Origin of the sequence: Streptomyces sp. NPDC127084 (genome assembly GCF_042724175.1) — a bacterium.
Classification (GTDB): domain Bacteria; phylum Actinomycetota; class Actinomycetes; order Streptomycetales; family Streptomycetaceae; genus Streptomyces.
Map to the genome: position 1 here is coordinate 1 of NZ_JBHXFA010000121.1, position 23,842 is coordinate 23,842.

20 protein-coding genes are annotated in these 23,842 nt (G+C 68.7%); 5 read left to right on the forward strand and 15 right to left on the reverse strand.

The annotated features are described in order from the left end of the window. Positions 1-226: 226 nt before the first annotated feature. Together ACFWI9_RS24755 and ACFWI9_RS24760 are read right to left on the reverse strand one after the other, a co-directional pair. On the reverse strand, positions 227-1,168 hold the full coding sequence (locus tag ACFWI9_RS24755; RefSeq protein WP_387165242.1) for a zinc-binding alcohol dehydrogenase family protein: 942 nt from the start codon (positions 1,166-1,168) through the stop codon (positions 227-229). 149 nt (positions 1,169-1,317) lie between these two features. After that, positions 1,318-1,956, reverse strand: a complete 639-nt coding sequence (locus ACFWI9_RS24760; RefSeq protein WP_387165243.1) for a CAP domain-containing protein — start codon at positions 1,954-1,956, stop codon at positions 1,318-1,320. Positions 1,957-2,360: 404 nt separating this feature from the next. On the opposite strand from ACFWI9_RS24760, the gene manD reads away from it, so the two are divergent. The 3 genes from manD (at position 2,361) to ACFWI9_RS24775 (ending at position 6,304) form a co-directional block, all read left to right on the forward strand. Further along, the gene (gene manD / locus ACFWI9_RS24765) at positions 2,361-3,572 is read left to right on the forward strand and encodes a D-mannonate dehydratase ManD (protein ID WP_387165244.1); all 1,212 of its coding nucleotides are present in this window, start codon (positions 2,361-2,363) and stop codon (positions 3,570-3,572) included. A gap of 17 nt (positions 3,573-3,589) precedes the next feature. After that, on the forward strand, positions 3,590-4,606 hold the full coding sequence (locus ACFWI9_RS24770; RefSeq protein WP_387165260.1) for a C-terminal binding protein: 1,017 nt from the start codon (positions 3,590-3,592) through the stop codon (positions 4,604-4,606). A gap of 144 nt (positions 4,607-4,750) precedes the next feature. Continuing rightward, the gene (locus ACFWI9_RS24775; RefSeq protein WP_387165245.1) at positions 4,751-6,304 is read left to right on the forward strand and encodes an MFS transporter; all 1,554 of its coding nucleotides are present in this window, start codon (positions 4,751-4,753) and stop codon (positions 6,302-6,304) included. A gap of 12 nt (positions 6,305-6,316) precedes the next feature. Here ACFWI9_RS24775 and ACFWI9_RS24780 read toward each other — a convergent pair whose 3' ends face one another. From ACFWI9_RS24780 to ACFWI9_RS24815, 8 genes are all read right to left on the reverse strand, one after another. After that, positions 6,317-7,156 (reverse strand): SDR family oxidoreductase, encoded by an 840-nt coding sequence (locus tag ACFWI9_RS24780; RefSeq protein WP_387165261.1) that lies wholly within the window; start codon positions 7,154-7,156, stop codon positions 6,317-6,319. A gap of 167 nt (positions 7,157-7,323) precedes the next feature. After that, positions 7,324-7,599, reverse strand: coding sequence for a hypothetical protein (locus ACFWI9_RS24785; protein WP_387165246.1), 276 nt, complete (start codon positions 7,597-7,599; stop codon positions 7,324-7,326). A 116-nt stretch (positions 7,600-7,715) separates the two neighbouring features. Next, positions 7,716-9,911: a catalase/peroxidase HPI gene (katG, locus tag ACFWI9_RS24790; RefSeq protein WP_387165247.1), complete on the reverse strand. Its 2,196-nt coding sequence runs from the start codon at positions 9,909-9,911 to the stop codon at positions 7,716-7,718. A gap of 414 nt (positions 9,912-10,325) precedes the next feature. Further along, positions 10,326-11,897, reverse strand: a complete 1,572-nt coding sequence (locus ACFWI9_RS24795) for a DUF4139 domain-containing protein (RefSeq protein ID WP_387165248.1) — start codon at positions 11,895-11,897, stop codon at positions 10,326-10,328. A gap of 8 nt (positions 11,898-11,905) precedes the next feature. Next, positions 11,906-13,963, reverse strand: coding sequence for a DUF4139 domain-containing protein (locus ACFWI9_RS24800; protein WP_387165249.1), 2,058 nt, complete (start codon positions 13,961-13,963; stop codon positions 11,906-11,908). Positions 13,964-14,200: 237 nt separating this feature from the next. Continuing rightward, on the reverse strand, positions 14,201-14,569 hold the full coding sequence (locus ACFWI9_RS24805; protein ID WP_387165250.1) for an STAS domain-containing protein: 369 nt from the start codon (positions 14,567-14,569) through the stop codon (positions 14,201-14,203). Between the two features lie 563 nt (positions 14,570-15,132). Next, positions 15,133-15,444, reverse strand: coding sequence for a DUF4235 domain-containing protein (locus ACFWI9_RS24810; RefSeq protein ID WP_387165251.1), 312 nt, complete (start codon positions 15,442-15,444; stop codon positions 15,133-15,135). 197 nt (positions 15,445-15,641) lie between these two features. Further along, a complete protein-coding gene (locus ACFWI9_RS24815; protein WP_387165252.1) occupies positions 15,642-17,258 on the reverse strand; it encodes a phospholipase D family protein in 1,617 nt (538 codons plus the stop codon). A gap of 402 nt (positions 17,259-17,660) precedes the next feature. On the opposite strand from ACFWI9_RS24815, the gene ACFWI9_RS24820 reads away from it, so the two are divergent. Continuing rightward, complete coding sequence (locus tag ACFWI9_RS24820; RefSeq protein ID WP_387165253.1) at positions 17,661-17,858, forward strand: hypothetical protein; 198 nt, start codon at positions 17,661-17,663, stop codon at positions 17,856-17,858. A 69-nt stretch (positions 17,859-17,927) separates the two neighbouring features. Here ACFWI9_RS24820 and ACFWI9_RS24825 read toward each other — a convergent pair whose 3' ends face one another. From ACFWI9_RS24825 to ACFWI9_RS24840, 4 genes are all read right to left on the reverse strand, one after another. Continuing rightward, positions 17,928-18,533 carry a TetR family transcriptional regulator gene (locus tag ACFWI9_RS24825; RefSeq protein ID WP_387165254.1) on the reverse strand — a complete coding sequence of 202 codons (606 nt, stop codon included), beginning with the start codon at positions 18,531-18,533 and terminating at the stop codon, positions 17,928-17,930. Beyond that, complete coding sequence (locus ACFWI9_RS24830) at positions 18,526-19,395, reverse strand: fatty acid desaturase family protein (protein ID WP_387165255.1); 870 nt, start codon at positions 19,393-19,395, stop codon at positions 18,526-18,528. Before ACFWI9_RS24830 ends, ACFWI9_RS24825 begins: the two co-directional genes overlap by 8 nt. Next, positions 19,392-20,870 carry a phytoene desaturase family protein gene (locus tag ACFWI9_RS24835; RefSeq protein WP_387165256.1) on the reverse strand — a complete coding sequence of 493 codons (1,479 nt, stop codon included), beginning with the start codon at positions 20,868-20,870 and terminating at the stop codon, positions 19,392-19,394. Before ACFWI9_RS24835 ends, ACFWI9_RS24830 begins: the two co-directional genes overlap by 4 nt. A gap of 237 nt (positions 20,871-21,107) precedes the next feature. Beyond that, positions 21,108-21,917 (reverse strand): crotonase/enoyl-CoA hydratase family protein, encoded by an 810-nt coding sequence (locus ACFWI9_RS24840; protein WP_387165257.1) that lies wholly within the window; start codon positions 21,915-21,917, stop codon positions 21,108-21,110. A 249-nt stretch (positions 21,918-22,166) separates the two neighbouring features. On the opposite strand from ACFWI9_RS24840, the gene ACFWI9_RS24845 reads away from it, so the two are divergent. Continuing rightward, positions 22,167-22,508, forward strand: coding sequence for an SCO0607 family lipoprotein (locus ACFWI9_RS24845; RefSeq protein WP_387165258.1), 342 nt, complete (start codon positions 22,167-22,169; stop codon positions 22,506-22,508). A gap of 69 nt (positions 22,509-22,577) precedes the next feature. Here ACFWI9_RS24845 and ACFWI9_RS24850 read toward each other — a convergent pair whose 3' ends face one another. Continuing rightward, a complete protein-coding gene (locus ACFWI9_RS24850; RefSeq protein ID WP_387165259.1) occupies positions 22,578-23,693 on the reverse strand; it encodes a glycosyltransferase in 1,116 nt (371 codons plus the stop codon). Positions 23,694-23,842: the final 149 nt, after the last annotated feature.

Sequence of the window (23,842 nt, forward strand, 5' to 3'; positions counted from 1 at the left end):
CCTCCCGGCCCCGGGGGCCCCGGGGGTGGGCGCCCCCCCCGCGGCGCGCGCCCGCCCCGGCGCCCCCCCCCCCCGGCCCCCCCCGCGGGGCGGGCCCCCCCCCGCGCGCTCGGCGTAGGGCGTGGCAGCGCAAGCCTCACCGGGTCGCCCATGGCAGGGTCGGCCAGTGCGACTCGGCGCCCACCGAGAGATGCCGTGCTCTCGTGCGCTGCTTCGTGTCACACCGTCACATCGTCACGGCGATGGTGCCGGCGGTGCCGCCGCCTGTGAGGGCCCCGAGCGCGTCGTTCAGATCGGTGAAGGCGAAGCTCGTGGTGTTCAGCCTGAGGGTGCCTTCGCTGAGTTCTGTGAGCAGGTTCCGGAAGACGGTGTCGGGAACACGGCGGCGAACCATGTTCATGGGCAGCAGGCTGACGTCCGCGGTGAGGAGCGCCGGCAGATCGATCGTGAGCGTCCTGCCCGCGACATATCCGATCAGGACCACGCGGCCCCCGGGCTTGATGACAGGCAGCAGGGCCGGGACGGTGTCGCCACCGACGGTGTCCAGGACGGCATCGACCCCGCCGTACGCGCCGAGGCGTTCCATGTTCTCGGAGTTCCGGCCGACGAGAACCTCCGCCGCGGCCGCTGGCACCGCGGCGGCTTCCTTCTCGCTGCGCACCAGAGCGATGACACGCCCACCGGCCCGGGCGGCCATCTGCACGCACATGGATCCGACCGCCCCGGCCGGTCCGGTGACCAGCACTCTCTCGTCCGCCTTGATCCGGCCAACGGGGTCCGCGGCCGCCCAGCCGGTGACCATCGGCGAATAGCAGGTGGCCGCGAGAGCGGCATCCGTGTCCTGCGGTACCACCCGTACCGCGCTCCTCGGCACGGTGGTGCGCTCGGCCCACGTACCAGGCCGCTCCAGGCCGACGCCCGCGCCGCGCACCAGTACGCGCTGCCCCACCAGTTCCGGCTCTCCCGCGGTGACGGTACCCACGCCGGCGGTGCCGGGTGTGAAGGGAAGGTCCGGCTTCGAGGCCAGGGCTCCGGACATGAGCCCGAGGTCGAGGCGAGTGACCGCGGCTGCTTCGAGCTCGATCACGAGGTCGCCGTTGTGCGGGGGAGCGGGCGCGTCGACCTGTTCGAGTACCACGCTGGTACCCCAGTCATACAAACGGGACACCAGCACGGTCGTCGCTCCGAACGTCTCGTGTTGTCGGGTGGCCTCCGGGCGGAGGCCACCTGGGGCACGGTCACTTGGCGCTGGCCGGCAAGGTTCGCCGTCCGGCAATGCTGAAGGCGCGGCCTGTCGGCGACGGAGCCCGCGGATCGTTACCGCGGGACCTGCGCGAAGACCGGGCCGCTCCAGGATGCGGCCGGCTCGGACGCGGCTCGCATCGGCAGCGCCCGCATCATGGCGGACTTCGCCTGGCATCCGGCGGGGGACCTGGTCACCAGTTTGCGGTGGGCGCCAAGAAGGTTCACGTCCCAGTAGCTCCGGTCGTAACCGATGCCGATGGCAACGATGCTGCGGTTCATCAGGACCTTGTAGACCGCGTTCGTGGGGTCCGGGTCCGTCGCCTTGTCAGCGAAGTGGCCGTCGTGGGCATAGCCGAAGGCCATGAACTCGGAGATGAGGTTGGAGTACAGGCCCGCCTGGGACATGCGAGACCGCAGATCGCGGCCGTCGCTGCCCTTGGAGGTGAGTTTCCTCATGGTCGCCATGTCCTTGGCGTGCGAACGCCCGGCCTGGCTGGCCCGGTCGGAGATGCGCAGAGCGGGCAGGCCCTTGGCGAGGCGCTCTTTGTTGATCTCACACGCGATCCAGTCGACGTTCGGGTAGTACGGCTGCGGCAGGACCGTTCCGCCGGTTGAGCGGGGGCCGGCGGCCGTGTGCGCGGGGACAGTGGTGGCTCCCCACAGGGCGGCGGTGGACAGAGCGACGGACATCGCCGTGGCCAAGGTCTTCACGATGCTTCCTCCGATGCGCGCAGGCAAGCGAGCCTCGCGTTGCCGTTGTCGCCACCGTGGCATGGTCCTGACCGTCTGACCGGCGCTGACACGCCATGATCACCTGCATCGGCGACACATACGGCGCGTCGGTGTCGCGAACCGCTGATCGGGCAGGTGACCGTCCTCGGCGTCACGAAGGCGCCGTCGAACGGACCGGCCGTCGGAGGGCACATCGCGGGGGATCTGCACGACTCACCGCGCGTCGGCCACGTCGACCGATGACTCCCGCTCGAAGGAGGGGGCGGCGTGTTTCGTGGCTGCTCTTGGTTCTGTGTGTTCTGCTTTTGCTGGTCCGTTCTCGGGGGGCTATGAGTTCGCGCACGGTGGCGGCGTCACCTGGGCCCTGCGCCATTGGAGGTCCTGTGCGCATTGTCGACGCGGAAGTGGTTGTAACGTCTCCTGGTCGTAACTATGTTCTCCTCAAACTGACTACGAGCGATGGCCACACTGGCTGGGGGGATGCGACGCTCAACGGTCGGGAACTGGCTGTTGCGGCGTATCTGAGTGAGCATGTGCTGCCGTTGCTCGACGGGCGTGATGCCAGCCGAATCACTGATACCTGGGGCTTTCTGTATCGCGGGGCGTACTGGCGACGGGGTCCGGTTACCATGACAGCGATTTCTGCCGTGGACCAGGCTCTGTGGGACATCAAAGGAAAGGCCGCCGGACTCCCTGTATACGAGTTGCTGGGAGGGCGGTGCCGAGACGGAGTCACTGTCTACGGGCATGCCAGCGGCGCCGGCATCGAGGAGACCGTGGCTGGCGTGCAGGATTTCCTGGACCGCGGCTATCGTGCGGTGCGGGCTCAGTCACGGATTCCTGGGCTGGTGGCGACGTACGGCATCGGTACTGGTGTGAGCGAAGTCTATGAGCCCGCCGTCGGAGCGGTGCCAATGGAGGAGATCTGGGAGACCGGCCCGTATCTGGATTTCGTGCCCCGGATGATGGCCAGGATCAGGGCGGAACTCGGCTACGGATTCGACGTCTTGCACGATGCGCACCATCGCCTGACCCCTATCCAGGCGGCCACGCTCGGCCGTTCGCTCGAGCCGTACCGCCTGTTCTGGCTGGAGGACCCGACACCCGCTGAAGACCAGTCTGCCTTCCGAGTCATCAGGTCGCACACCATCACGCCGCTGGCGGTCGGAGAGGTTTTCAATTCGGTTTGGGACTGCCAGCAGTTGATCGGCGAACGGCTCATCGACTACGTCCGTACGTCTGTCACGCATGCAGGGGGCATCACGCACGTCCGTCGCATCTTCGACTTTGCTGACCTGCACGGTGTGCAGACCGGTGCCCATGGCGCGGGTGACCTGTCCCCGGTGGGTATCGCGGCGAACCTTCATGTGGACATGGCAATCCCGAACTTCGGCATTCAGGAGTACATGGGGCACGTGGAACCGACCGCGCGGGTCTTCGATGTCGGCTACCACTACAGCGAGGGCATGCTGCACGTGTCGGATCGCCCTGGCCTGGGGGTGGACGTCAACGAGGATGCCGCCCGCGCCTACCCGTACGTTCCCAGACAGCTTCCGGTGGTCCGCCTACGCGACGGCAGCATGCACAACTGGTGACTTGCGGCGTGACCTGGATGCTCGGTACACGGGGCCGCGAGTTGGGCAAGCAGAGGCAGAGCGCGATGGATGATTCACGCACATGCATTGTGATTACGGACTGTGATCACGGTTCGATCGAGCCGGAACGACAGATCGCTCGCGAGGCGGGAGTGCGTCTCGTTGCTGCCCGGTGCACGGACGAGGACAGCGTCATCTCCGCCGGCCGGCAGGCTGACGGTTTGATCGTCCAGTATGCGCCGGTCACAGCCCGGGTGCTGGACGCCCTGCCCAGGCTACGAGTGGTCAGCAGATACGGAGTGGGTGTCGACACGATCGATGTGGATGCGGCCCGGGCACACGGCGTCCGCGTGTGCCATGTGCCTGACTACTGCACGGAAGAAGTGAGCGACCACGCGATCGCCATGGCACTGGCGATGCTGCGCGGCCTCCCACTGCTTGACCGTCAGATGCGAGCGGGCGAGACAGGCTTCGACATGGTGAAACCGGTGCACCGCTTTCGCGATCAAATCTTCGGGGTGGTGGGCCTGGGACGGATCGGCCAGGCTACCGCTGCCAAGGCGCAATCCCTGGGCTTCGATGTCGTGGCGTATGCGCGGAGCCTGCGGACACCGCCGGTTGGGCTCTACGGGATCGAGCTCATCGGGCTTGATGCCCTGTTGCGCCGGGCGGACGTGGTCTCTCTGCATGTGCCTCTTGTTCCTGCGACTCGTCATCTGATCAACGCGGAGAAGTTGGTGCTTCTGCGCCCCCAGGCTGTTCTGGTGAACACTTCCCGCGGAGGTCTCGTCGACACCGAGGCTCTGATGGACGCTGTGCAGCAACGACGCATCCGTGGAGCGGCGCTCGACGTCTTCGAGGAGGATCCGCTTCCGGGGGAGGACCGACTGCGCAGTCTCCCAGGAGTTCTGCTGACGCCCCATGTCGGCTGGTACTCCGAGAAGTCGTTCCTTCTGCTCAAGCAGCAGGCAGCTGAAAACGCCATCGCAGTCTGCCTGGACCGGCAATTGCCGAAAGGGATGATGCTGGCATGAGATCAGACGATGCGCGGTGTCGTCCTGACTTCCGCGCGTACGTCGCTGCCGTCCGCAGGAGGTCCTGTGCCCCGGCCGGTTCCTAGCGGCGCGGCTCTCGGCCTCGACGGCCTGAGCTCACAGAGCCCGCCTCGTTCCGCTCTCGTGCTGACCTCGCTGATCCTGGCGGCGGTAGTCGCCAACGTCAACTTGGCTGTGGCCAATGTCGCGCTGCCCGACATCGGAACGACCTTTGGTGCCACCCAGACAGAGCTCGACCTCGTGGCGGTCGGCTACACCTTGGGGCTGGCGTCCTCTGTCTTGTACCTGAGCGCCGTCGCTGATCGGCACGGGCGCAAGCGCATGGTGGTGGCAGGGACGTTCCTGTCTCTGCCGGCCTGTTTGATCTCGGCGTTCGCTCCCACGCTGACCATTTTGATCATTGCCCGGATCTTCGGCGGGCTGGCGGCCGGCATGGCCTTTCCCACCACGCTGTCGCTCGTCACGGCTCTCTGGAAGGGCCCAGCACGCACGAGTGCCATCGCCCTCTGGGGTGGCGTGGGGGCGGCTGCCGTTGCCTTCAGCCCCGCCGTGGCGGGTGCACTCATGACCCGGTTCTGGTGGGGGTCGGCTTTCCTCATTGCGCTTCCTGTGGGCCTTGCGGCGCTCGTTCTGGTCATCGTTTTTGTCCCAGGGCATACGGCGTCCACCAGCCAGCCCGTGGATCACAAAGGCGGAGTGCTTTCCATCGTCTGTGTGGCGTCGGCGGTCCTCGCCATCAATTTCGCTTCTCAGCCAGGCCAGGGATGGCTGACTCTTTCACTCTCCGGCCTGGGTGTCCTGACAGGCTGGCTGTTCGTACGGCACCTGCGTGCCGCGACGTTTCCCATCTTTGATCTGCGCATGGCCGGCCGTCGCACTTTCTGGACGGTTTCCTGCGCGGGCGCTGTCTTGTACGGAACGCGCCTGGGGGCTTTGTTCATCGGGCAGCAGTTCCTTCAGAATGTGCACGGCTATACGGCTCTCAAGGCAGGCTTGGCCATGACGCCGGTGGTCATCCTGAACATCCTTTCCGTTCCTCTGTCAGCCATGCTTCTCCGGCGTCGCGGATCCCGCGTCACGATCCTGGTCGGTTACATCTTCTGCTGCGCAGGACTGCTGGTCATGCTTTTATGGGGAGAGTACAGCCCGTACTCCAGTATTCTGCTGGCGTACTCCCTCCTGGGGTTCGGCGTCGGATTCGCAGGGACGCCGGTCAACTACTCTCTGACGGCCTCGGTTCCGTCTGCGAGAACCGGCATGGCTTCGGCCGTCGCTGCTCTGCAGCGTGACCTCGGCGGTGCTGTCATGCAGTCCATTCTGGGCAGCATCCTCACACTTGAATACAGTGCATCATTCAGCAAGCACGTCCCGGCAGGCTCCGGTTACGACCACATCGCAACGAGTGTTCAGGCTCAACTCGCCAAGTCCTTCTCGCTCGCGTCCGCAATCGCAGAGCGGTACCCGCAATACGCGCATGCCATCGTCGTCGCAGCCAAGGAATCGTTCGAAGGCGGATCCGACTGGGCCTGCAGTGCATCCATCGCCTCAATCGCCGGTGGGGCGATTCTGGTCCTGCGAACTTTCCCTGGGAAAGCCGAGGAGGAGCGTCTGTACAGGTCGTACGCAGAGGCAGACGCGCAACCTCCGCCGGATGGCGTCGGGAAGGGCGACGCCTAGACGTCGCCCGAGTCAGCCTCCGTGGAGGAACTCCGGGAAGAGTTTCATGCCGCCGTCGACGTAGAGAGTGGTTCCCACTACGTAGTCCAGTAGGTCGGAGGCGAGCAGCGCGGCAGCGGTTGCGATCTCTTCAGGGTCTCCCACCCTTCCGTAGGGGATCATCTCCACCAATGAGGCCTCGGCTTCTGGCGTCTCCCATGCTGGGCGATTCATGGGCGTGCGAATGGCTCCGGGAGCCACAGCGTTAACCCGGATCTTGCGCGACGAAAATTCCTGGGCCAGAGTTTCCATGAGCATCTGCACGCCACTCTTGGACACGGTGTAGTTGGCTCTGCCGGCCCACGGTATGAGTTGGTGGACTGAACTGATACAGATGATTTTTCCGGCAGAGTTGGAAGTACCGGGCACCACACCGCGTCGAACAAACTCTTTTATGGCTTCCCGGGCGCACAGGAATTGACCCGTCAGGTTGACATCGAGCACTCTCTGCCATTCGGATATCGTCATGTTCTCAAATGGCGCGTCTCTCTGGATTCCGGCATTGGCGACGAGGATGTCGATGGTTTGGAAGCGGTCAACCATGGCTTCCAGCATGGTGACGACCTCGTCTTCGTTGGCTACGTCAGCCCGATGTGCGTAAGCGCGCCCACCGAAGTCCTCGATCTCGGAGACTACTTCTTTGGCTGCCTCTTCGTCTTCAACGTAGTTGACCACGACATCGGCGCCCACCTGCCCCATCTTGATAGCCGTCGCCCTGCCGATTCCAGAATTCGCGCCTGTTACCAAAGCCTTTTGCCCGGTCAATAGCGAGGCGGGAAGAGAGGGAATCGAATCGTGGCTTGTGACGCCCATCATCGCTCCTTCAGCTCTGTTTCAGGCTTCGATGATGTCTGTCCTTCTATGGTAGGCGCCGGGTCTCTCCCTGCCACGCGGCCAGGTGGCCTCTGCGGTACGACGGGGGGCTTCCTGGTCGGCCAAGCGCCGGCGGTCAACCGTGGCCCGGAAGTCGGGGTGTCGTGTCAGTTGATGCAGCCGGTAACGGGTGCGGGGCTGAGGAGGCAGTTGGTGGGGCTGTTTCCGGTGACGGTGGTGGTGCCGAGGCCGGTGGGGGCGATCGGGGTGGTGGTGTAGATGCCGCCGTGTCCGGCCGCGCCGACGGTCCGGTTTCCGGCGACCGTGGTGCTGTCCACGGTGACGGCGCCGCCGAGAATCTTGTTGTTGCCGTCGAGGAGATCAGAGCCCTCGGTGGCGACGAGGTCACTCAGGCCACCCGGTGGGCACCGGTGATCACGCATCTGAGCGAAGCGCGCTGCGCCCCTGCCTGCTTCCGCGGCAGGGGCGCAGCACCTCGTCAACGAGTCCGCTGGTGACGCGCCCCCGGTGGCCGGTGGCTCATTCGCCGATCGGGAGCTCAGGGCCGACGCAGTTCGAACCGGTCGAGGTTCATCACCTTGGTCCACGCCGCGACGAAGTCACGGACGAACTTCGCTCCCCCATCCCTGGATCCGTAGACCTCGGAGATGGCTCGGAGCTGGGAATGCGAACCGAAGACGAGGTCGACCGCGGTGGCTGTCCACTTGACGTCCCCTGTGACGCGATCGCGGCCTTCGAACACGTTCGCGTCGGAGGTCGACGTCTTCCACTCCGTGCTCATGTCGAGCAGGTTGACGAAGAAGTCGTTGGTCAGCGCCTCCGGCTGGTGGGTGAAGACGCCGTGCGGCGACCCCGCGAAGCCGGTGTTCAGGGCCCGCATGCCGCCGACCAGCACTGTCATCTCCGGAGCGGTGAGGTTCAGCAGGTTGGCCCGGTCCAGGAGGAGGGTTTCCGGCGACAGCTTCTCGCCCGCCCGGAGGTAGTTGCGGAAACCGTCCGCCCTGGGTTCGAGCACGGCGAACGACTCCACGTCCGTCTGTTCCTGCGAGGCGTCCGTGCGCCCGGGTGCGAACGGGACCGCGATGTCCACCCCGGCGTTCTGCGCCGCCTGCTCGACGGCCGCACACCCGCCCAGGACGATGAGATCGGCCAGGGAGATCCTGGTTCCGCCGGCCTGCGACTGGTTGAAGTCCTGCTGGATCTGCTCGAGGGTCCTGAGCACCTCAGCCACCTCAGGCAGGTCGTTCACCTCCCAGTCCTTCTGCGGTGCGAGCCGGATCCGTGCCCCGTTGGCGCCGCCGCGCTTGTCGGTGCCCCGGAAGCTCGCCGCCGAGGCCCAGGCGGTGGTGGCCAGCTGGGAGAGGGACAGCCCCGAGCTGAGGATCCTGTCCTTGAGGACCGCGATGTCCGCGTCCGCGACGAGTTCGTGATCGACCGCCGGGACGGGGTCCTGCCACAGCTGCGGCTCGGGCACCCACGGCCCGAGGTAGCGCGAGGCGGGCCCCATGTCGCGGTGCAGCAACTTGTACCACGCCTTGGCGAAGGCCACCGCGAGCCTGTCCGGGTTCTCGTGGAAGCTCTTCGCGATCGGCCCGTAGACCGGGTCGAACTTCAGTGCTAGGTCCGTCGTCAGCATCATGGGGGCGTGGCGCTTCGAGGTGTCGTGCGCGTCAGGCACGCTGCCCTGTGCCGAGGCGTCCGTGGGCGTCCACTGCTTCGCACCGGCCGGGCTCGTCGTCAACTCCCAGTCGTACCCCAGCAGATTGTCCAGGTACCCGTTGTCCCACTTCGTCGGCTCGGAGGTCCACGCGCCCTCGAGTCCGCTGGTGAGCGCGTCCGCGCCCTTGCCGCTGCCGTAGCTGTTCCGCCAGCCGATGGCCTGCTGCTCGATGGGGCTGGCCTCGGGTTCCGGGCCGATGTACTCGGGATCGACGGCACCGTGGCACTTGCCGAACGTGTGACCGCCGACGATGAGCGCAACCGTCTCCTCGTCGTTCATCGCCATACGCCCGAACGTCTCGCGAACATCCGTGGCCGCCGCCAGCGGGTCGGGGTTGCCGTTGGGCCCTTCCGGGTTGACGTAGATCAGCCCCATCTGCACGGCGCCCAGAGGACCGGAGAGTTGCCTGTCGCCGCTGTAGCGCTCATCTCCGAGCCACGTGTCCTCGGGGCCCCAGAAGATCTCCTCGGGTTCCCAGACGTCCTCCCGCCCGAAACCGAATCCGAATGTTTTGAACCCCATCGATTCCATGGCGCAGTTGCCCGCGAAGACCAGGAGATCGGCCCACGAGATCTTCCTGCCGTACTTCTGCTTGACGGGCCACAGCAAACGGCGCGCCTTGTCGAGGCTCGCGTTGTCCGGCCAGCTGTTGAGGGGCGCGAAACGCTGGGCGCCGGCGCCGCCGCCGCCCCGTCCGTCGGCGATCCGGTACGTTCCCGCCGCGTGCCAGCTCATCCGGATGAAGAGCGGCCCGTAGTGGCCGTAGTCGGCCGGCCACCAGTCCTGGGACGCGGTCATCACCCCGAACACATCCTGCTTGAGTGCGTCGAGATCGAGTGTCGCGAACTCCTCGGCGTAGTCGAAGTCCGCGTCCATGGGATTGGATTGGGGGGAGTGCTGGTGGAGTACCTGCAGATCCAGTTGGTTCGGCCACCAGTCCTGGTTCGTCTTCGGGCGAGTCTCCGTCGGTGTCGGGGGAGGGATCGCTGGATTCTCGGATTCGCTTCCGGACACGTCCGTCCGCCTTCCTGTCTCGGTCTTTCCCTGCGCTGGTTTACTGCTCTTGACGTTTCTTCGGATTTCCGGGTCGCGCCCGTAGCCCCGCCCGTGTATGACGCGTTGAACGCGCGGTCCGCGGCGTCCGTATGGTCGCGCACCGCGGACTGCGCCGCTACGAGAACACGCAGAGCATCCCTGGCAACAAGAATTCACAAGCGTCAGGATTGTTGGGAGCATGACGGACTCGCGCCCGGCGGATTCGATCCCGTCACCGGAGCCTGTGTGAGAATGGCGCTGTCAAGACCAGCCATGTGGCGGCCGGCCGGTCTCAGCAGGCCCCTCGACCCCGCATTGCCGGTGGGGACGCGGACATTCCCCGGCGCATTCCGCGTCCGATCAGTACTGAGCAGGTGAACCGATCGCCCGAGCTCAGAGCCCGGCGACTTTCCCGCTCGCCGTCAGCTCATAGACCAGGGTGATCGAGCGCCGCCCACCGGGTGGCAGCATGAGGGTCCAGCTGATGATGCCTTCGGCATCCACCACGTCGGGCGGTGGGGAACACGCTTCCTTGCAGAGGCGCACCTGCACCGCGGAGACCTCGGAGACCGGGATCCGCTCTCGGAGGACGACCGCCTGCTCGCCGTACTCCCCGGGCGCGGAAAACCGGGACACATGCAGCCGGACTGTGCGGGTGACCACGGTGCGCTGTGTGAGTCCGGAAGTGTCGCGGGACTCTTCGGCCAGCCTGACCACCCGGTGGTCGTCAGCACTGCCGAAGGCCAGTTCGGCGGAGGCGCCGACGGCGGTGAAGTCCAGGGTTCCGCGGCCGGTGAACCCGCTGCCGCGGATCAGATCCACGGGCCCTGCGAGCAGCGCGTGACCGGATCGGTTGTCGAACCGCACCACCTGCGTGACCAGCGGGGACAGCTCGGGCGAGCAGGCGTGCTCGCTGCGCGCGGACGTGGTGAAGACGGAGACCGGCACCCGGTGCCCGCGCCCGTCGCCTGGCACGGACACCGGCTCCGGGGCCTTCAGCACCCGTACCTCGCCACCGTCGTCCACACCCGGCAGGCCGAGTACGGGGGACGGCCCGAGATCCCCGATGTGCTCCTCGCGCAGTTCGACGTCGATCGTGCGGCGCTCCACAGCGGTGCGGTCCCTGACGGACAGCCGGTCCTCGTCCAGCCGCGGGGGTTCGGTCGCCTGCGCCGACCGTGCCGTCGACAACGTCAGCCGCGCGCCCGACCAGTCCTCCCCGGTGCGCTGCCACACCATCGCGTCGGTCTCCAGCGTCAGGGAGCTCCCGTCCAGCACGGCTCGGTAGGCGGGTCGCCACAGCGCACACGGGGTGAGGTGGCTCAGCCGAAGCCGCGCCGGCCCGGCTGCCACCGCCTGCACGGTCAGGTCGACATGCCCGACCAGGTCCGCAGGCGACTCCTCGGAGAGGTCCAGTGCCCGCTGCGCATCGGCGAGTTCGCCTGCCACCGCCGCAAGTCGGGCGTCGACGGTGCGCAGCTCCTCACCGAATACGTCCCGCTCGCTATCCACTCGATCCAACTCGCTTGCCCAGCGCACCGGTTCCGCTTCGCCTGACCCGGCGCCCTCGCCGATCTCCCTCAGCAGATCGGTCGCCAGCCGACCGAGCGTGTCCAGACGGGCCGCGAGACGATCCCTCCGCTGTCCGAGAGCGAGCCGTTCCTCCACGAGGCCGTGCACACGGTGGCGCAGGGCCGAGTCCTCGTCGCCGGGAGGCAGCGGGGCTCGCGGTGTCCAACTGCGGACGATCCGCACGTCCAGCACCTTCGCCGGACGATCCGGGTGATCGGTCGTCAGCTCGGCGTGCAGCGTGCGGTCGACGGCGAGTGCGCTGACCGGCCCAAGGCGCAGCCGGTGGACCCCGGCCTCCAGTTCGAGCACTGCGGTGCGCTCGACGTGGGCTCGGTCCTCCAGGCAGGTGACAGCGGTGACGGGAAGGGGGAGCGGGTCCGGGATCTCGGTCATGGCGTGCGTCAGCTCCTCCGGTTGCCGCCGACCAGGGCTTTGCCGGCCGGGATACGGATCAGGTAGCCGCCGTCGAGAGCGGCGGTGCCGCCGGCGGGCAGATCAACCCGCCAGAGACGGGTGCCCGGAGCGTGCTCGGGTCCCTCGTCACCACCAGGCGCCTTCCAGCCGGCCCGTTCCTCGATCCGGACATCCTGTTCCGAGGTGACGGGAACGCGCTCGCGCACCTCCACGGTGACCGGCTTCCCCAGCCGGTTCGCCAGCTCCACATGGACACGGTGGTCGAGCACGGTGGTGTTGCCGCGCAGCCCCGAGGCAGACTCGTGCAGCTCCGTACGGCGGGTGACCCGGATGGCCTCGGCCGGCCCGAGACCCAGCCGGCGGACCCCGCCGGGGGCGAGCGTGGGCAGCGCGGCGGTCAGCACGAATTCGTCATCGACGCTCACTTCCACCGGGCCGGCCAGCAGAGCACGGTCGGTGGCGTTGGAGAGCACCAGCGTCGTGTACACCGTCTCCTCGACGGACGGCACGCAGACGTACTCCGTGCGGAGCCCGATCGGGATGTCGACAAGGGGGACGGTGTGCCAGGTGCCGTCAGACGGGATGTCGGCGCGGGCCGCGGCGTCGAAACGATGGTCGAAGGATCCCGCCGCCTCACGTGGCCGTACGGCGTGTCCGGGCAGCGGCAGCACGGCGGCTTCCGCTGCCCGGCGGCGATACTCGACTGCGACGGGATCGTCGCCGGCAGTCGGGAACAGCCGACCCCTGCGACTGCGCTGCTCGTCGGGGCCGCTCAGGACGAGGGCGGCATAGTCGAGTTCGTCGCCACTCGGCCGTGGCGGACCGGTCGCCGGCTCCGGTGGAGGCGGTGGCACGGGACATCCGGGAGCCGCGGCCATCACGGGCGCCGGGGCGGCGAAGGCCATGCTGCGTGAAGCGGGACCGGGGCGACCCGCCATCGCCGATGCCGCGGGGGCGGGTATCGCGCCACCGGCCACCGGGAGCCCCGGAGGCGGCGCGCCGTAACCTTGGGGAGCCGGCGGCAGAGGCGGGACGACTGCGGGCCTGGAGACGGCCCCGGCGGCCACGGGTGCGGAGCCGGCTCCGGCAGCAGCAGGGCTCGGGCCTGCGGCGTCGTACCCGGCGAACAGGTCGGTGAGCCCCGCCGGGGGCTCGCGCCAACCGGAAGGCGCCACAGTGGGCTGACGGCGCCCGATCCGGATGGAGCGGAGCCTCGGCAGATCGGTGCGGCGCCGCAGGTCGGCGGTGGACACGGCGACGCGCACGCGAGTCCAGTCCTCGCCGGTGCGTTGAGCGACCGAGGCGCGCAGCACCAGGCTGCCGCTGTCATCGCCCTGACGGTGGACGAGCCGATAGGCCGGCACCCACACGGCGCCGGGGACCTGGTACTCCACCTCCACTTCGACCTCGGCGTCCGGATCGGCCGTCGCCTCGGCGCCCCGGGCCCGGCCAAGCGTCAAGGCCGCGCAGACCGTTGTCCCGACCTGCGCCGACCGCGCATCGGTAGAGGCTCGTTCCAGCTTGTCCTCAGCGACTCGCAACTCGTGCTCCGCCCGGCGCGACTCCTTCTCCAGCTCCGCGAGCCGGGCATGCCCGCGCGTCAGCCGCTCCTCGACGAAGTCGGCGAGCGCGAGCCACGATTCCGCAGGGGCCTTGCGGTGCGGCTCGTCGCGCCTGCGGGGCGGTGGAACCGGGCGCAACCCCGCGATTTCCTCGATCAGAGCCAGCTGCCGGTCCCGGCGGGCCACCGCTGCCGCGTACATGTCCCGTCGCCGTTCCACCTCACGCTGCAACTCGCCGACGCCTTCGGGGGCGGACGGACCGGCCTCGATCACCACCCGCGCTTCGACGACCCGCACACCGGAGGCGCCCAGGACCCGGACCCGCAGTGAACCGGCGTCGAGCGAGCGGGGCAGCCCCGTCACGCGCACCCGACCGTCCGGCGGCACCCTGCCCCCGGCCAGCCTGCGGCAGACCGCGCCTTGCGCGTACACCACCACCGCATCGAGGTTCGATCCCCACCTGTGCGCCGCCTCAGCCGCCATCCGCTCCGCCCCCGGTCACGTCCAGGTAGCGAAGCCTACGCGAAAGGTACGCTCCACGCCCCGGGCCAGGGGGCGCCCCGGACCGCCCGCACCTCGCCATCCCCGGGGCGCCTGCCCAGACGCTTCGACAGACGCGCCTCGGAGCGTCCGCGCATACGTTTCACCGGACTTCGGCCGGGCGCGAGCCGGTTTGGTGTGCGTGGCGCCTTCGTGTTGTCTCGCGTTGCCGGCACGACGTCAGACGGATTCCTGGATGACGCCGGACGGTGGCTGCGACCGCGATGCCGTCGGCAGACCGGGCAGCAGGCGGAACAGGGCGTGTGTGCCGGTGATCTCCAGGATGCGCCGGGCCTGTTCCTGCAAACCGCGCAACTCCAGGACGCCGCCCTCGGCTTCGACGCGCCTCCGCAGGCGCAGCAGCATGTTGAGACTGCTGGAGTCCATGAAGGAGACATCGGAAAGGTCCAGGGTGAGGGTCCTGCCGTGGAGCGTCAGGCCGTCGATGGCCCGGGCCACCCCGGGGCATGTGTCGAGGTCCAGCTCACCGGTCAGGGAGACCACCGTGCGCCCGGAAAACTCGCTGACACTCATGTCGAAGTCACGCATGATCGGGACCGCCGTTCGGGAACAGAGCCCATCACGGTCGGCTCCCGGGAGGGAGAAGGCCGTCAAGCGCGCGGCGTTGGCGCCGCGCACAGCCGAGCAAGACCACCCGTACCGAATGACGGCCACCACGGTGACCATCCAGCGACGCGGGGTACCCCACCGGATCAGGCTGGAGACTCCATCAGCGTCGCACACCCCAGTCGCGCCCCGCCAGATGCGCCCGCCGCACTGACTCATCCTGGCCTGACAGAACCGAACAAACCGCTTCAGAAGTCGGCAGGCTCTGGCCGGGCGTTCACCGGCGCGCTTCCGCGCGTGCCGACTGCGCCGGGAGCAGGATGGCGGCCCAGAGCCGTGTGGGCCGTCGCCGGACAGCGTCCCGCGCGCGACAACCCATCACGGTCGCCATGAGCAGCAGTCGCGCAACGCCCTCGGTCGTCTCCAGGAGTGGTGCCGTGGAACGGCGAGGCGGGGTCCGTGGGCGGCCCGGACCTCGCAGCCCGTGCGGTTCGGGGACAGGTCCGCGAAGCATGCGGTGCCGGTCATACGTGTGGTGGCGCGGCTCAGTCCCTGCCGATCCTGTCGCCGCTCGGCCAGACGCCCGTCGCACGGTGCACGGCCTCGGCCCCGGACCGGTCGATCACGCTGCGGACGACAGCGAAGATGGCACCCTGCATCGCGGCGGCCAGCAGGATCTCGCCCCAGCCCCGGTCACGGTCCAGCGCGTCGGGCGCGTTGTCCTCGTGGCGCAGCACCTTCCACGCCTTCTGGAAGGCGATTCCGGCGAGTGTGCCGCCGCCCCAGCCCAAGGCGAACCCGACCGGCTTGTAGGCGAGCGGAACCTTTCCCTGCCTCTTCAGTTTCATCTTATTCATGGGTTCCCTTTCACCGTTCATCGACGGGTACGCCGGCTTTCCCCGCCGAAGGCTCCGCGCCGCGCTCAGCGGGTACGAGGGCAAGCGGCCGTACGTGGCTGCGCGACAGGGCCGACGTGTGGCTTTCGCCTGACCGACTGGGAGGCGTTCAAACCAGGCACGGGCCTCCCGGACTGTCCGGTCTCCCGGAGGAGGAGTCAGAAGGAGTTGCGTCGCCGTAGCCGCAGTGGGCGCCCGTCCGGGTCGACGATGACGCGGTACAGCGGCATCGCGAGCATCCGCTCCCAACGCGACAGCCTCGGTGCCCGATAGGCGCGCAGACGCCCAGGTGGTCTGGGGCCCGTCCGGCCGCCCTCGTGCCAGGAGTCCAGCGCGGCGGCCGCCGCGGCGAACGCCTCGAACGCGTCTTCGGGATCGCACAGTTCGTCCGAAGCCTGGTGGTCGGCTGGTGCCTCCCGGTCCAAGTGCTCCCGTGCGAGCAGCAGCCGGAGGTCTCTGGCATAGCGGCGCGCACCGTCGCCCAGTCCGCCGGGGTCATGTGGTTCCCGGGCATCCACGGTCTCGTCCACGACGGCGCAGCTGAGTTCGGAGTCGTGTGTCCACGAGCGCAGGTTGACATTGTCGGAGCCGACCGCGGCCCACACGTCGTCGATCACGCAGACCTTGGCGTGCACGTACACCGGTGTCCCGGCGTGGTTCTCCACTCCGTACACCGCCACTCGCCCGCCCGCCGCCTTCCGCAGGGTTTCCAAGGCCGTGATGCGCCCGATGAGGTTCATGGGCAGGGTGAGCCGGCCGTCCTGCTCGGGAACCGAGGGGATGACCGCGATCAGCCGCAGCCCGGGGCTGTCGCGCAGGGCCCGGGCGAAGTGCTCGACGACGGCCGGGGACCACAGGTACTGGTCCTCCAGATAGATCAACGCCCGGGCTCGCCGAAGTGCCTTGAGGTAGGCGCGTGCGATGCTGCGCTCGCCGTCCGGCGCGAAGTCGTAGCCTCGCAGTAGCCGATTGGGATAGGTGCGGAGCACCTGTACGGAATGGGGGCCGCAGGGCGCGGGGTCGGGCAGCCGGCGAGGCAGCGGATCCGCGTGCGTGTCCTCCTTGTGGAGCCATTCGCGCAGGCGGCTGAGCGGACTCCTGGTGAGTGGCGCCGGGTCCTGCCAACGTTCCCGGAAGACGGTCTCGAGGTCACCCACCGCCGGACCACGGATCGCGAGCTGGACATCGTGCCAGGGCGGGCGCGGACCGTACGCGGCCGCGATGGGCTGCGAGCGTTCGTCGCCGCCGTGGTCGATGTCGTCGTTGCGGTTGTGGGACAGGTCGATGCCGCCGACGTACGCGACGTCGAGCTCGGGTCGGCCCATATGCCGCAGCACCACCAGCTTCTGGTGGTGTGAGCCACCGGGACGCACCCGCATGTCCAGCAGGTACTCGCCACCCCCGGCCCGTACCTCCTTCCCCAGGTGGCGGTTCTCCTCCTCGCTGAACTGCAGACTGTCCAGATGGGAGTGCCACACCAGCCCCTTGACGACGACGCCGCGCTCCGCTGCTTTGCGCAGCACGTCGCCGACCTCGGTGCCGGGGCCGGCAAGCCGCTCATCGCGGTCGCCGCGCCAGTCGGTGAACAGCAGCAGGTCACCGGGATGCAAGGCGCGGATCGCGGCAAGCAGCTCGGCGAAGTACGTAGCGCCGTGGACGAGGGGGCGCACCTCGTTGCCTACCGACCAAGCCGTTCCGTCGCTGCGCCGCCGGTCCAACCGCGTGGCGGGATTGCCGCGCTCGCTGACGGTCAGCAGCCAGTCGGTGGGTTCCACGAAAGGCACCTCCGATCCACAGTCGCAGGCAGCACACGTGCTTCCGGCGGTCATATTCGTACCACTGCCACACCGGTCCGACCGCGATCGGCAGAGGGAGTGTCCGCCGCGGCCACCGAACCACAGGTATGGCACCACGGAGTCGCGAGCGGCGGTGTCTCGAATCGCGGAGTTCCTTCGATGGGCGCAGAGCGCGATGCCTCGTCGGCGGAACTGCCCGCAGGGCGTGTGCGGAGAGTCGATCGGCTGACCCCTTGCCTCCGGAGCATGACCGGTTCAAGGTCCGACGCACTGTCGGCCGGCCGGGTGGCTGGTCAAACCGTCACAGGACATCCACTTTCGAGGAGGCGTGATCAGGTCAGCGGACGGTGACGCGGACAGCAACAGCCCAAGGGAGTGGTCGTGATTCTCGTTGCTTTCCTGATGCCGCCCGCGATGCTGCTGCTGGTCCTCGCCATGGACCGCTACGAGGAACGCCTGGGGCGCCCGCCCGCCCCGCGTCACACCCGGCCTCGCCTACGTCTGGTGACCACCGACCGGGCGGCCACGCATGAGGAAGGTGCCGGCACCGGCGACTCCACCCGGGCGTCGGCGGCATGAGACGCCTTCCGGATGACAAACAGCCGTCGGGAGCTCGCGGCGGCGCACCGGAGCGCAGCAGCCTGCGGTTCAGGACGTGCGGCGCGCCCGCCGGTTGAGGCGGGGAACCCGGTCGAAGACCGCGGCGAGCCGGGCGGCCTGGTCGAAGTGGGCCGCCGGGCGGGAGCGGTCGCCATCGAGGTGGGTAAGCGTCTCCATACCGAGGTAGAACGCCACTGCCGCGCTCGCCAGAACGGAAACGCGCACGACCGACGCGAGCGGCTTGCCGCGCAGTAGCACGGCCAGCAGTTCCTCGGCCAGCTCCTCCCAGTTCCGGGTTTCGAGGGCCAGCTGGGCGGCGAGTTTCGAACCGGGCCTGGCACCGGCGTACAGCTCCTGCACAGCGGCGATGTGCCCGGTCTCGATGTCCTCGTCGTACAGCTCGCGGAGCCGGGCGACCGCGTGGGTGGCTCGGTCCGTCCCTGACAGCTCGGCGCGATAGCGCCGTATCCGGGACGCGCTGGTCCGTACCAGCGCCGCCACCAGCAGGTCGTCCAGGTCCGAGAAGTGGTAGTAGATGACCCCAGGCGCGAAGCCGCCGGTCTGGGCGATGGCCCGGGCGGTGGTACCTCCGTGGCCGTTGTGCACCAGGCAGGCGAGGGTGGCGTCGAGGACGCGGTCACGAGTGTCAGACAACGCGCACCGGCCGGACTCCGTGGGCGGCGAAGTGGCCTTCGAGTCGACGTGCGAGCTCCGGCAGGTGATGGCTGGGCACACGCGGGTAGAGATGGTGCTCCAGGTGGTAGGTGAGCTCCAGGAAGACGGCGGGGATGATCCTCCCGCGCAGGGTGCGGGTCTGCTTCAACGGGGTGTCTCCGTAGTCGTGGTGCGGTAGGTACACGGTCAGGAGGGGGTACACCCAACTCCCGACTACTGCCATCACCGTATAGACCAGCACCCCAGGCGTGTGGGGCAGGAGCACTACTCCGGTGCCCAGCGCGGCGAACGGGGCCGTGGCTTCCGCGAGGAGCCAACCGCGGTCCCGCCCGCGCCGGTAGGACCAGAACCACAGGCGTACGAGGAAGACGGGGCCGTACGCGACGGCGCCGAGCAGCGACAGCTCGGCCGGGTAGCCCTCCGGGTCATCGGGGTGCGGGAAGATCCGGTGGTGCTGGGTGTGCGTGGAGCGGTAGGCGTGCCCGCTCTCCAGCAGGACCAACCCCATGGCGAACAGCGCCCAGTCGGTGGCGCGGGGCGACAGACCGAGAGTGCCGTGCACCACGTCGTGGGTGACGGTCACGATGGCGACGAAGATGCCGAAGACGATCGCGGGCGTCAGCCACCACCATTCCCACCACACGGCGCCCGCGAAGCACAGCACGCCGACGCCCGGGCGGCAGAGGGCGACGATCCGCTGCCTGCGGGTGGTGACCAGGAGGTCCTCGCCCAAGTCCGCCAGGGACGGCAGACCCGGCGCCGGGGACCCGGCGGCCGGGGGCGCCAAGTCAGCTGACGGGACTGGTGGTTCGGGCGCGGCGGCCGGGTCGGGTGGAGTCATCGGGCCCGTCCCTTCTCTCTCAGCATGCCATCGGCGACGATGCGGCTGCCCAGCACGCAGGCGACCGTGCCGAGGCCCGGCCAGGTCGAGTCGCCGACGAGCCACAGTCCCGGGCCGCCGAGATCGTGCGGAACGGCGTGCTGGTTGGTGTTGCGCAGATGCTGGCGCACTCCGCCGACCGCCCCGTCCGGACGGAAGGCGAATCGTTCGTAGCTGCGTGGCGTCCCGGTCTGCGCGAAAACGGCTCGCTCTCCTAGCCGGGGGTACACGCGCCGGGCCAGCGCCACCAGCCGCTCGCCGGTCTCCTTCTTGCGCTGCTCGTACGCGGTCGGGTCGAGGTCGCGCCAGGTGGCGAGCTCGGTGTGGGTGGAGATCATCACCGCCCGGTGCCCGGGCGGAGCGCTGAGGGCGTCCCCGGGTGCCGAGACGGAGACGAACATGTTGTTGCCGTCGCCCAGGGGGCGGTCGTACGCCTGAAGCACCTGGTGGTGCGTGAGGTCCTGTCCCGCCACCTCGGACTCGGGCACACCGAGGAAGACCACGGCCGCACCGCCCAGGGCGTCCGCGTCACGCTGAAGGTACGTCCGCAGCCTGCGGGCGACGGGGAGCCCCGCGCAGATCGCCGCCGCGGTGGCGGCGGGGACCGCGCAGACGAGACGGCGGGCGTGCACGTCACCGTGCCGGGTGGTCAGCCGGTAGGCGCCAGGGCCGCCTTCGACGCGCGTCACGCGGCAGCCCACGCGGAGCGAGCCGCCCAGCTCCCGGTAGTGCTGTACGAGTACGCGCCAGAACCCGTGCATGCCACCGGTGTGCCGGCTCAGTCCCGCGCCCCGGATGGTCACCCCGAGCGCCGCGTTGATGAGGGGCGCGTCGTCGACACCGGTGTGCACCGTGTCCTCGACCAGCATGCCGAGCAGTCCGACCAGAGCGTGGTCGCCCCTCAGGGAGTGGTCCCGAAGGGCGTCCCCCAGGCTCCGGTTGAGATGGCGGGCGAGCCGCACGCCGGGCATCCCGACCGCCCGCAGGTCGCGGACGGCGTCGGCGGGGCTGCGCACCGGCAGCCGTACGCCCCTCCGGCTGGCCCGCCAGAAGATGTGTGCCAACTGGTCGAGCAGTGCCCAGAACCGGCGGTGGTCCTCGCTGTCTCCGAGCTTGCGCAACCGTTCAGCGTGCCATGCGGCATGGTCGCGGTGCAGCACCACCTCACGGTCCGGCAGGAAGGCGCGGTAGCCGGGGAGTTCGTGTGCGTCCAGCGGTGGGATGCCCACTGTCTCCAGCAGTTCGCCGCCGACGCCGCCAGGGCCGAAGTCGACCAGGGTGGTCGCGCCCACGTCGAAGGAGAAGCCGCGCTTCCGGTAGTAGCCGGCGCAGCCGCCCGCGTGGCCGTGTGCCTCCAGCACGAGCGTGGAGAGCCCAGCCGCCTGTAGCCGCAGCGCCGTCGCCATGCCGGCCATGCCGCCGCCGATCACCGCCACGTCGGCATGCTTCCGAACGTTCTGAACACCTGTTCTGAACATCTGTTCAGACTGGGTCACTTCAGCCCTTCGAGTCAAGAGCCACGGAACGTCCGAAGAAACTCACGGCAACACCCTTGTCTCTCTTGCGGACCTGGTCTGGTGAGGCACGGGCAGCCAAGGACGACGGCGACAGGGAGGGCGCGCAGTCGGTCCGGCCGCGACACACGGCTAAGACCACCGCCAGGGCGCTCGTGCTCAGTCGGTGAACGAACCGTGCCGTCCCGCCCCGGACGCGAATCGCGCGGCACCCGCGAGGGTCTCACCGGCCGACAGCGGCACCACACCGTGTCGCAGTTCGGCCGCCAGAGCCTCGGACTCGGGCATCCCGTGCTGCTCGCGTACCGACAGACGGTCGTGGCGCAGGCACAACTGCGGGAACGACGCGATCTGCCGGGCGAGCTCCTCAGCGGCCGCTCTCGCCTTGCCCGTGGGGACAAGACGGTTGGCGAGGCCGATCGCGTGAGCCTCGGCGGCCGGGACCGCCCGGCCCGTCAGGATCAGATCCATCGCGCGGCTCTCGCCGATCAGCCGCGGCAGACGGACCGTACCGCCATCGATCAGCGGCACCCCCCACCGGCGGCAGAACACCCCGAAAACCGCGTCCTCCTCGACCACACGCAGATCGCACCACAACGCCAGTTCCAGCCCGCCCGCCACGGCATGGCCCGCCACGGCCGCGATGACCGGTTTGGTCAGGCGCAGCCGCGTCGGCCCCATCGGCCCGTCGCCCTCCGGTTCCACTCTGTTCCCGCGTTCGGTGCCCACGGCCTTGAGGTCGGCGCCCGCACAGAAGGTCCCTCCCTCTCCCCACAGCACCGCGACGGCACTACCGTCGTCCGCCTCGAACGCCCGGAAGGCGTCGGCCAGTCGGCCGGCCGTGGGTCCGTCCACGGCATTGCGGGCAGCGGGGCGCGACAACACCACAGTCGTCACGGGCCCGTCACGCTCGACGCGGACGGCAGGGGCGGTGTCCTGGGCTGCCGAAGTGGCTGGGGTATCCGTCATGGCGGCATTCTCACCCGCCCGCGGACACGGGACCAGGGTGGCGCTGGCGACTGGGGCCACCACCCGGTGTCCGCAGGAGCACTGTCGCGGAACTCGTCACCCGATGAACGAACCGGAGCTCTGTGTCGGCCGGGTGGGTGTGCGTGTGGTCTGTTGAGTATGCACGGGTGCGTTGGTGAGTAGGAGTACTCAGGGCACAACGATCTACGTCACCCATAGTGGTGGGCAGAACGACGACAGGAGACCGACATGTCCCTCACCCGCAGCAGGATCAGCCGGCTTCCCGGCGTCTCCGACCTCCGCAGGGGGTTGACTGCCACGGCCGCCGCGTGCGCGGCCGTGGTTGCGGCGGCCGTGCTCAGCGGATGTTCCGTCCAGGACGACATCTGCGGCGATGGCGAGTACCCCGTCATGACGGTGGGGGACACCGGTTCGGCTTGTGTCCCGGATGGGGAGCAGCCTCCGAAGGGCTATGTCCGCTATCCGAAGGACAAGGTGCCGCAGAAGGTCGACGACCAGTGGGACCGGTACTGGCGTACCCACACGCTCGACGCGGAGGGCAACATCATCGACGCGCCGGAGGCGGGCTGATCGCAGTTCCCGGCGAGGGACGTACCCCTCATCGCCGCAGCCGACCAGCGCGTACGAGTGCCGTGGTGTTCATCGTGTCCGCCGCTTCGCCGGGCTTCGTCGTGTGCGTGGTGCTGTGACGCGGCGGGTGTCCCGGCTCCCGGCGGCGATGCTCGCCACCCTGGCGTACTCGTGATTCGCGAGGGTCTGGAGCCGGTGTGGTTCGGGCAGGTCCTGCATGGCGAGGAGTTGGTTGCAGGCCTTGAGTGACGCGGCCGGGTCACCCACCCAGTAGGACGTGATGGAGTACTCGAACAGCAAGCCCCAGCGGTACACCCAGGGTTGGGTGAAGAGGATGTCGTCCGGCATCTTCCTGCCCAGGCCGGCGCTGGCGAAGGCGTGGGCGGTGTGGTGGTGACCCATGGTGCGCAGGCGTGAAGCGAGTTCGTAGCAGGCTTCCAGGCGCTGGGGCCGGTGTTCCCAGGCTTGGGTGAGCAGGTGCATGCCTGCGGGCCAGTCACCGGCGTCGGCCTTCAGGATCCCGGCCTGCAGCCGGGAGTAGTAGACCTCCTCCGCCCATTTGCCCATCTGCGCGCGGAGTTCGTAGAGGCGGACCGCCTCCTCGGTGTTGCCCATGTCGCGCATCGTCTGTGCGAGGTAGAAGACCGTGCGTGTGTTGTCGGGGTCCCGTTGCATTTCGGCGGTGAGCAGACGGGCGTCCCGTTCGAACTTGTCGTGACGCGACCCGCCGTCGGCGTAGTCCTCGATGACCAGAGTCGTCAGGTTCTCCTGGCTCGTCTGCCGGTCGGTGGTGAGGTACTCGTGTGTGACGCCCTCGTAGTGCCAGGGAATGTCGCCGCGCACCAGGCGTTTGATCCAGTACGAGGTGGCGCAGTCGTGCCGCAGCATGTAGGCGTCGGCCACGAGCGAGGTCAGCGGCCCCTCGCGGCGCAGGACCAGATCGGCGTCCAGGAGGAGGAGGTAGTCGGCTTTGCCCCTGGCGTGCTCGATGTTCAGGCTGCGGTTGTGGCCGAAGTTCACCCAGGGCTCCTCGTGCAGCTCTCCTGGGATGCCGGCCAGTGCCGAACGGATCAGTTGCTGCGTGCCATCGGTTGAGCCGGTGTCGGAGATCACCCACGTGTCGATCAGGTCGCGAACGGACGCGAGACAGCGTTCGATGACAGCGGACTCATTCTTGACGATCATGCAGAGACAGATGGATGGTTTCACGGTGCACCGAACTGATGGGACGTCATGCGACGTAGGGGTCGGGGAAGGGCCGCCCGGGGGGGGGCCCGGGGCAGGGGAAGAGAGCCCAGGGAGCCCCGCGCCGCGGTGGGGCGGTGGGGTCGAGC

Excerpts from the sequence above, each read along its gene's own strand:
- ACFWI9_RS24840 (WP_387165257.1), bottom strand. The coding sequence starts at position 21,917 with ATGACGGATACCCCAGCCACTTCGGCAGCCCAGGACACCGCCCCTGCC.
- ACFWI9_RS24810 (WP_387165251.1), bottom strand. The coding sequence starts at position 15,444 with ATGAATAAGATGAAACTGAAGAGGCAGGGAAAGGTTCCGCTCGCCTAC.
- ACFWI9_RS24805 (WP_387165250.1), bottom strand. The coding sequence starts at position 14,569 with ATGCGTGACTTCGACATGAGTGTCAGCGAGTTTTCCGGGCGCACGGTG.
- ACFWI9_RS24770 (WP_387165260.1), top strand. The coding sequence starts at position 3,590 with ATGCTCGGTACACGGGGCCGCGAGTTGGGCAAGCAGAGGCAGAGCGCG.
- ACFWI9_RS24830 (WP_387165255.1), bottom strand. The coding sequence starts at position 19,395 with ATGACTCCACCCGACCCGGCCGCCGCGCCCGAACCACCAGTCCCGTCA.
- ACFWI9_RS24845 (WP_387165258.1), top strand. The coding sequence starts at position 22,167 with ATGTCCCTCACCCGCAGCAGGATCAGCCGGCTTCCCGGCGTCTCCGAC.
- ACFWI9_RS24785 (WP_387165246.1), bottom strand. The coding sequence starts at position 7,599 with ATGCGTGATCACCGGTGCCCACCGGGTGGCCTGAGTGACCTCGTCGCC.
- ACFWI9_RS24850 (WP_387165259.1), bottom strand. The coding sequence starts at position 23,693 with ATGATCGTCAAGAATGAGTCCGCTGTCATCGAACGCTGTCTCGCGTCC.
- ACFWI9_RS24780 (WP_387165261.1), bottom strand. The coding sequence starts at position 7,156 with ATGGGCGTCACAAGCCACGATTCGATTCCCTCTCTTCCCGCCTCGCTA.
- ACFWI9_RS24795 (WP_387165248.1), bottom strand. The coding sequence starts at position 11,897 with ATGACCGAGATCCCGGACCCGCTCCCCCTTCCCGTCACCGCTGTCACC.
- ACFWI9_RS24800 (WP_387165249.1), bottom strand. The coding sequence starts at position 13,963 with ATGGCGGCTGAGGCGGCGCACAGGTGGGGATCGAACCTCGATGCGGTG.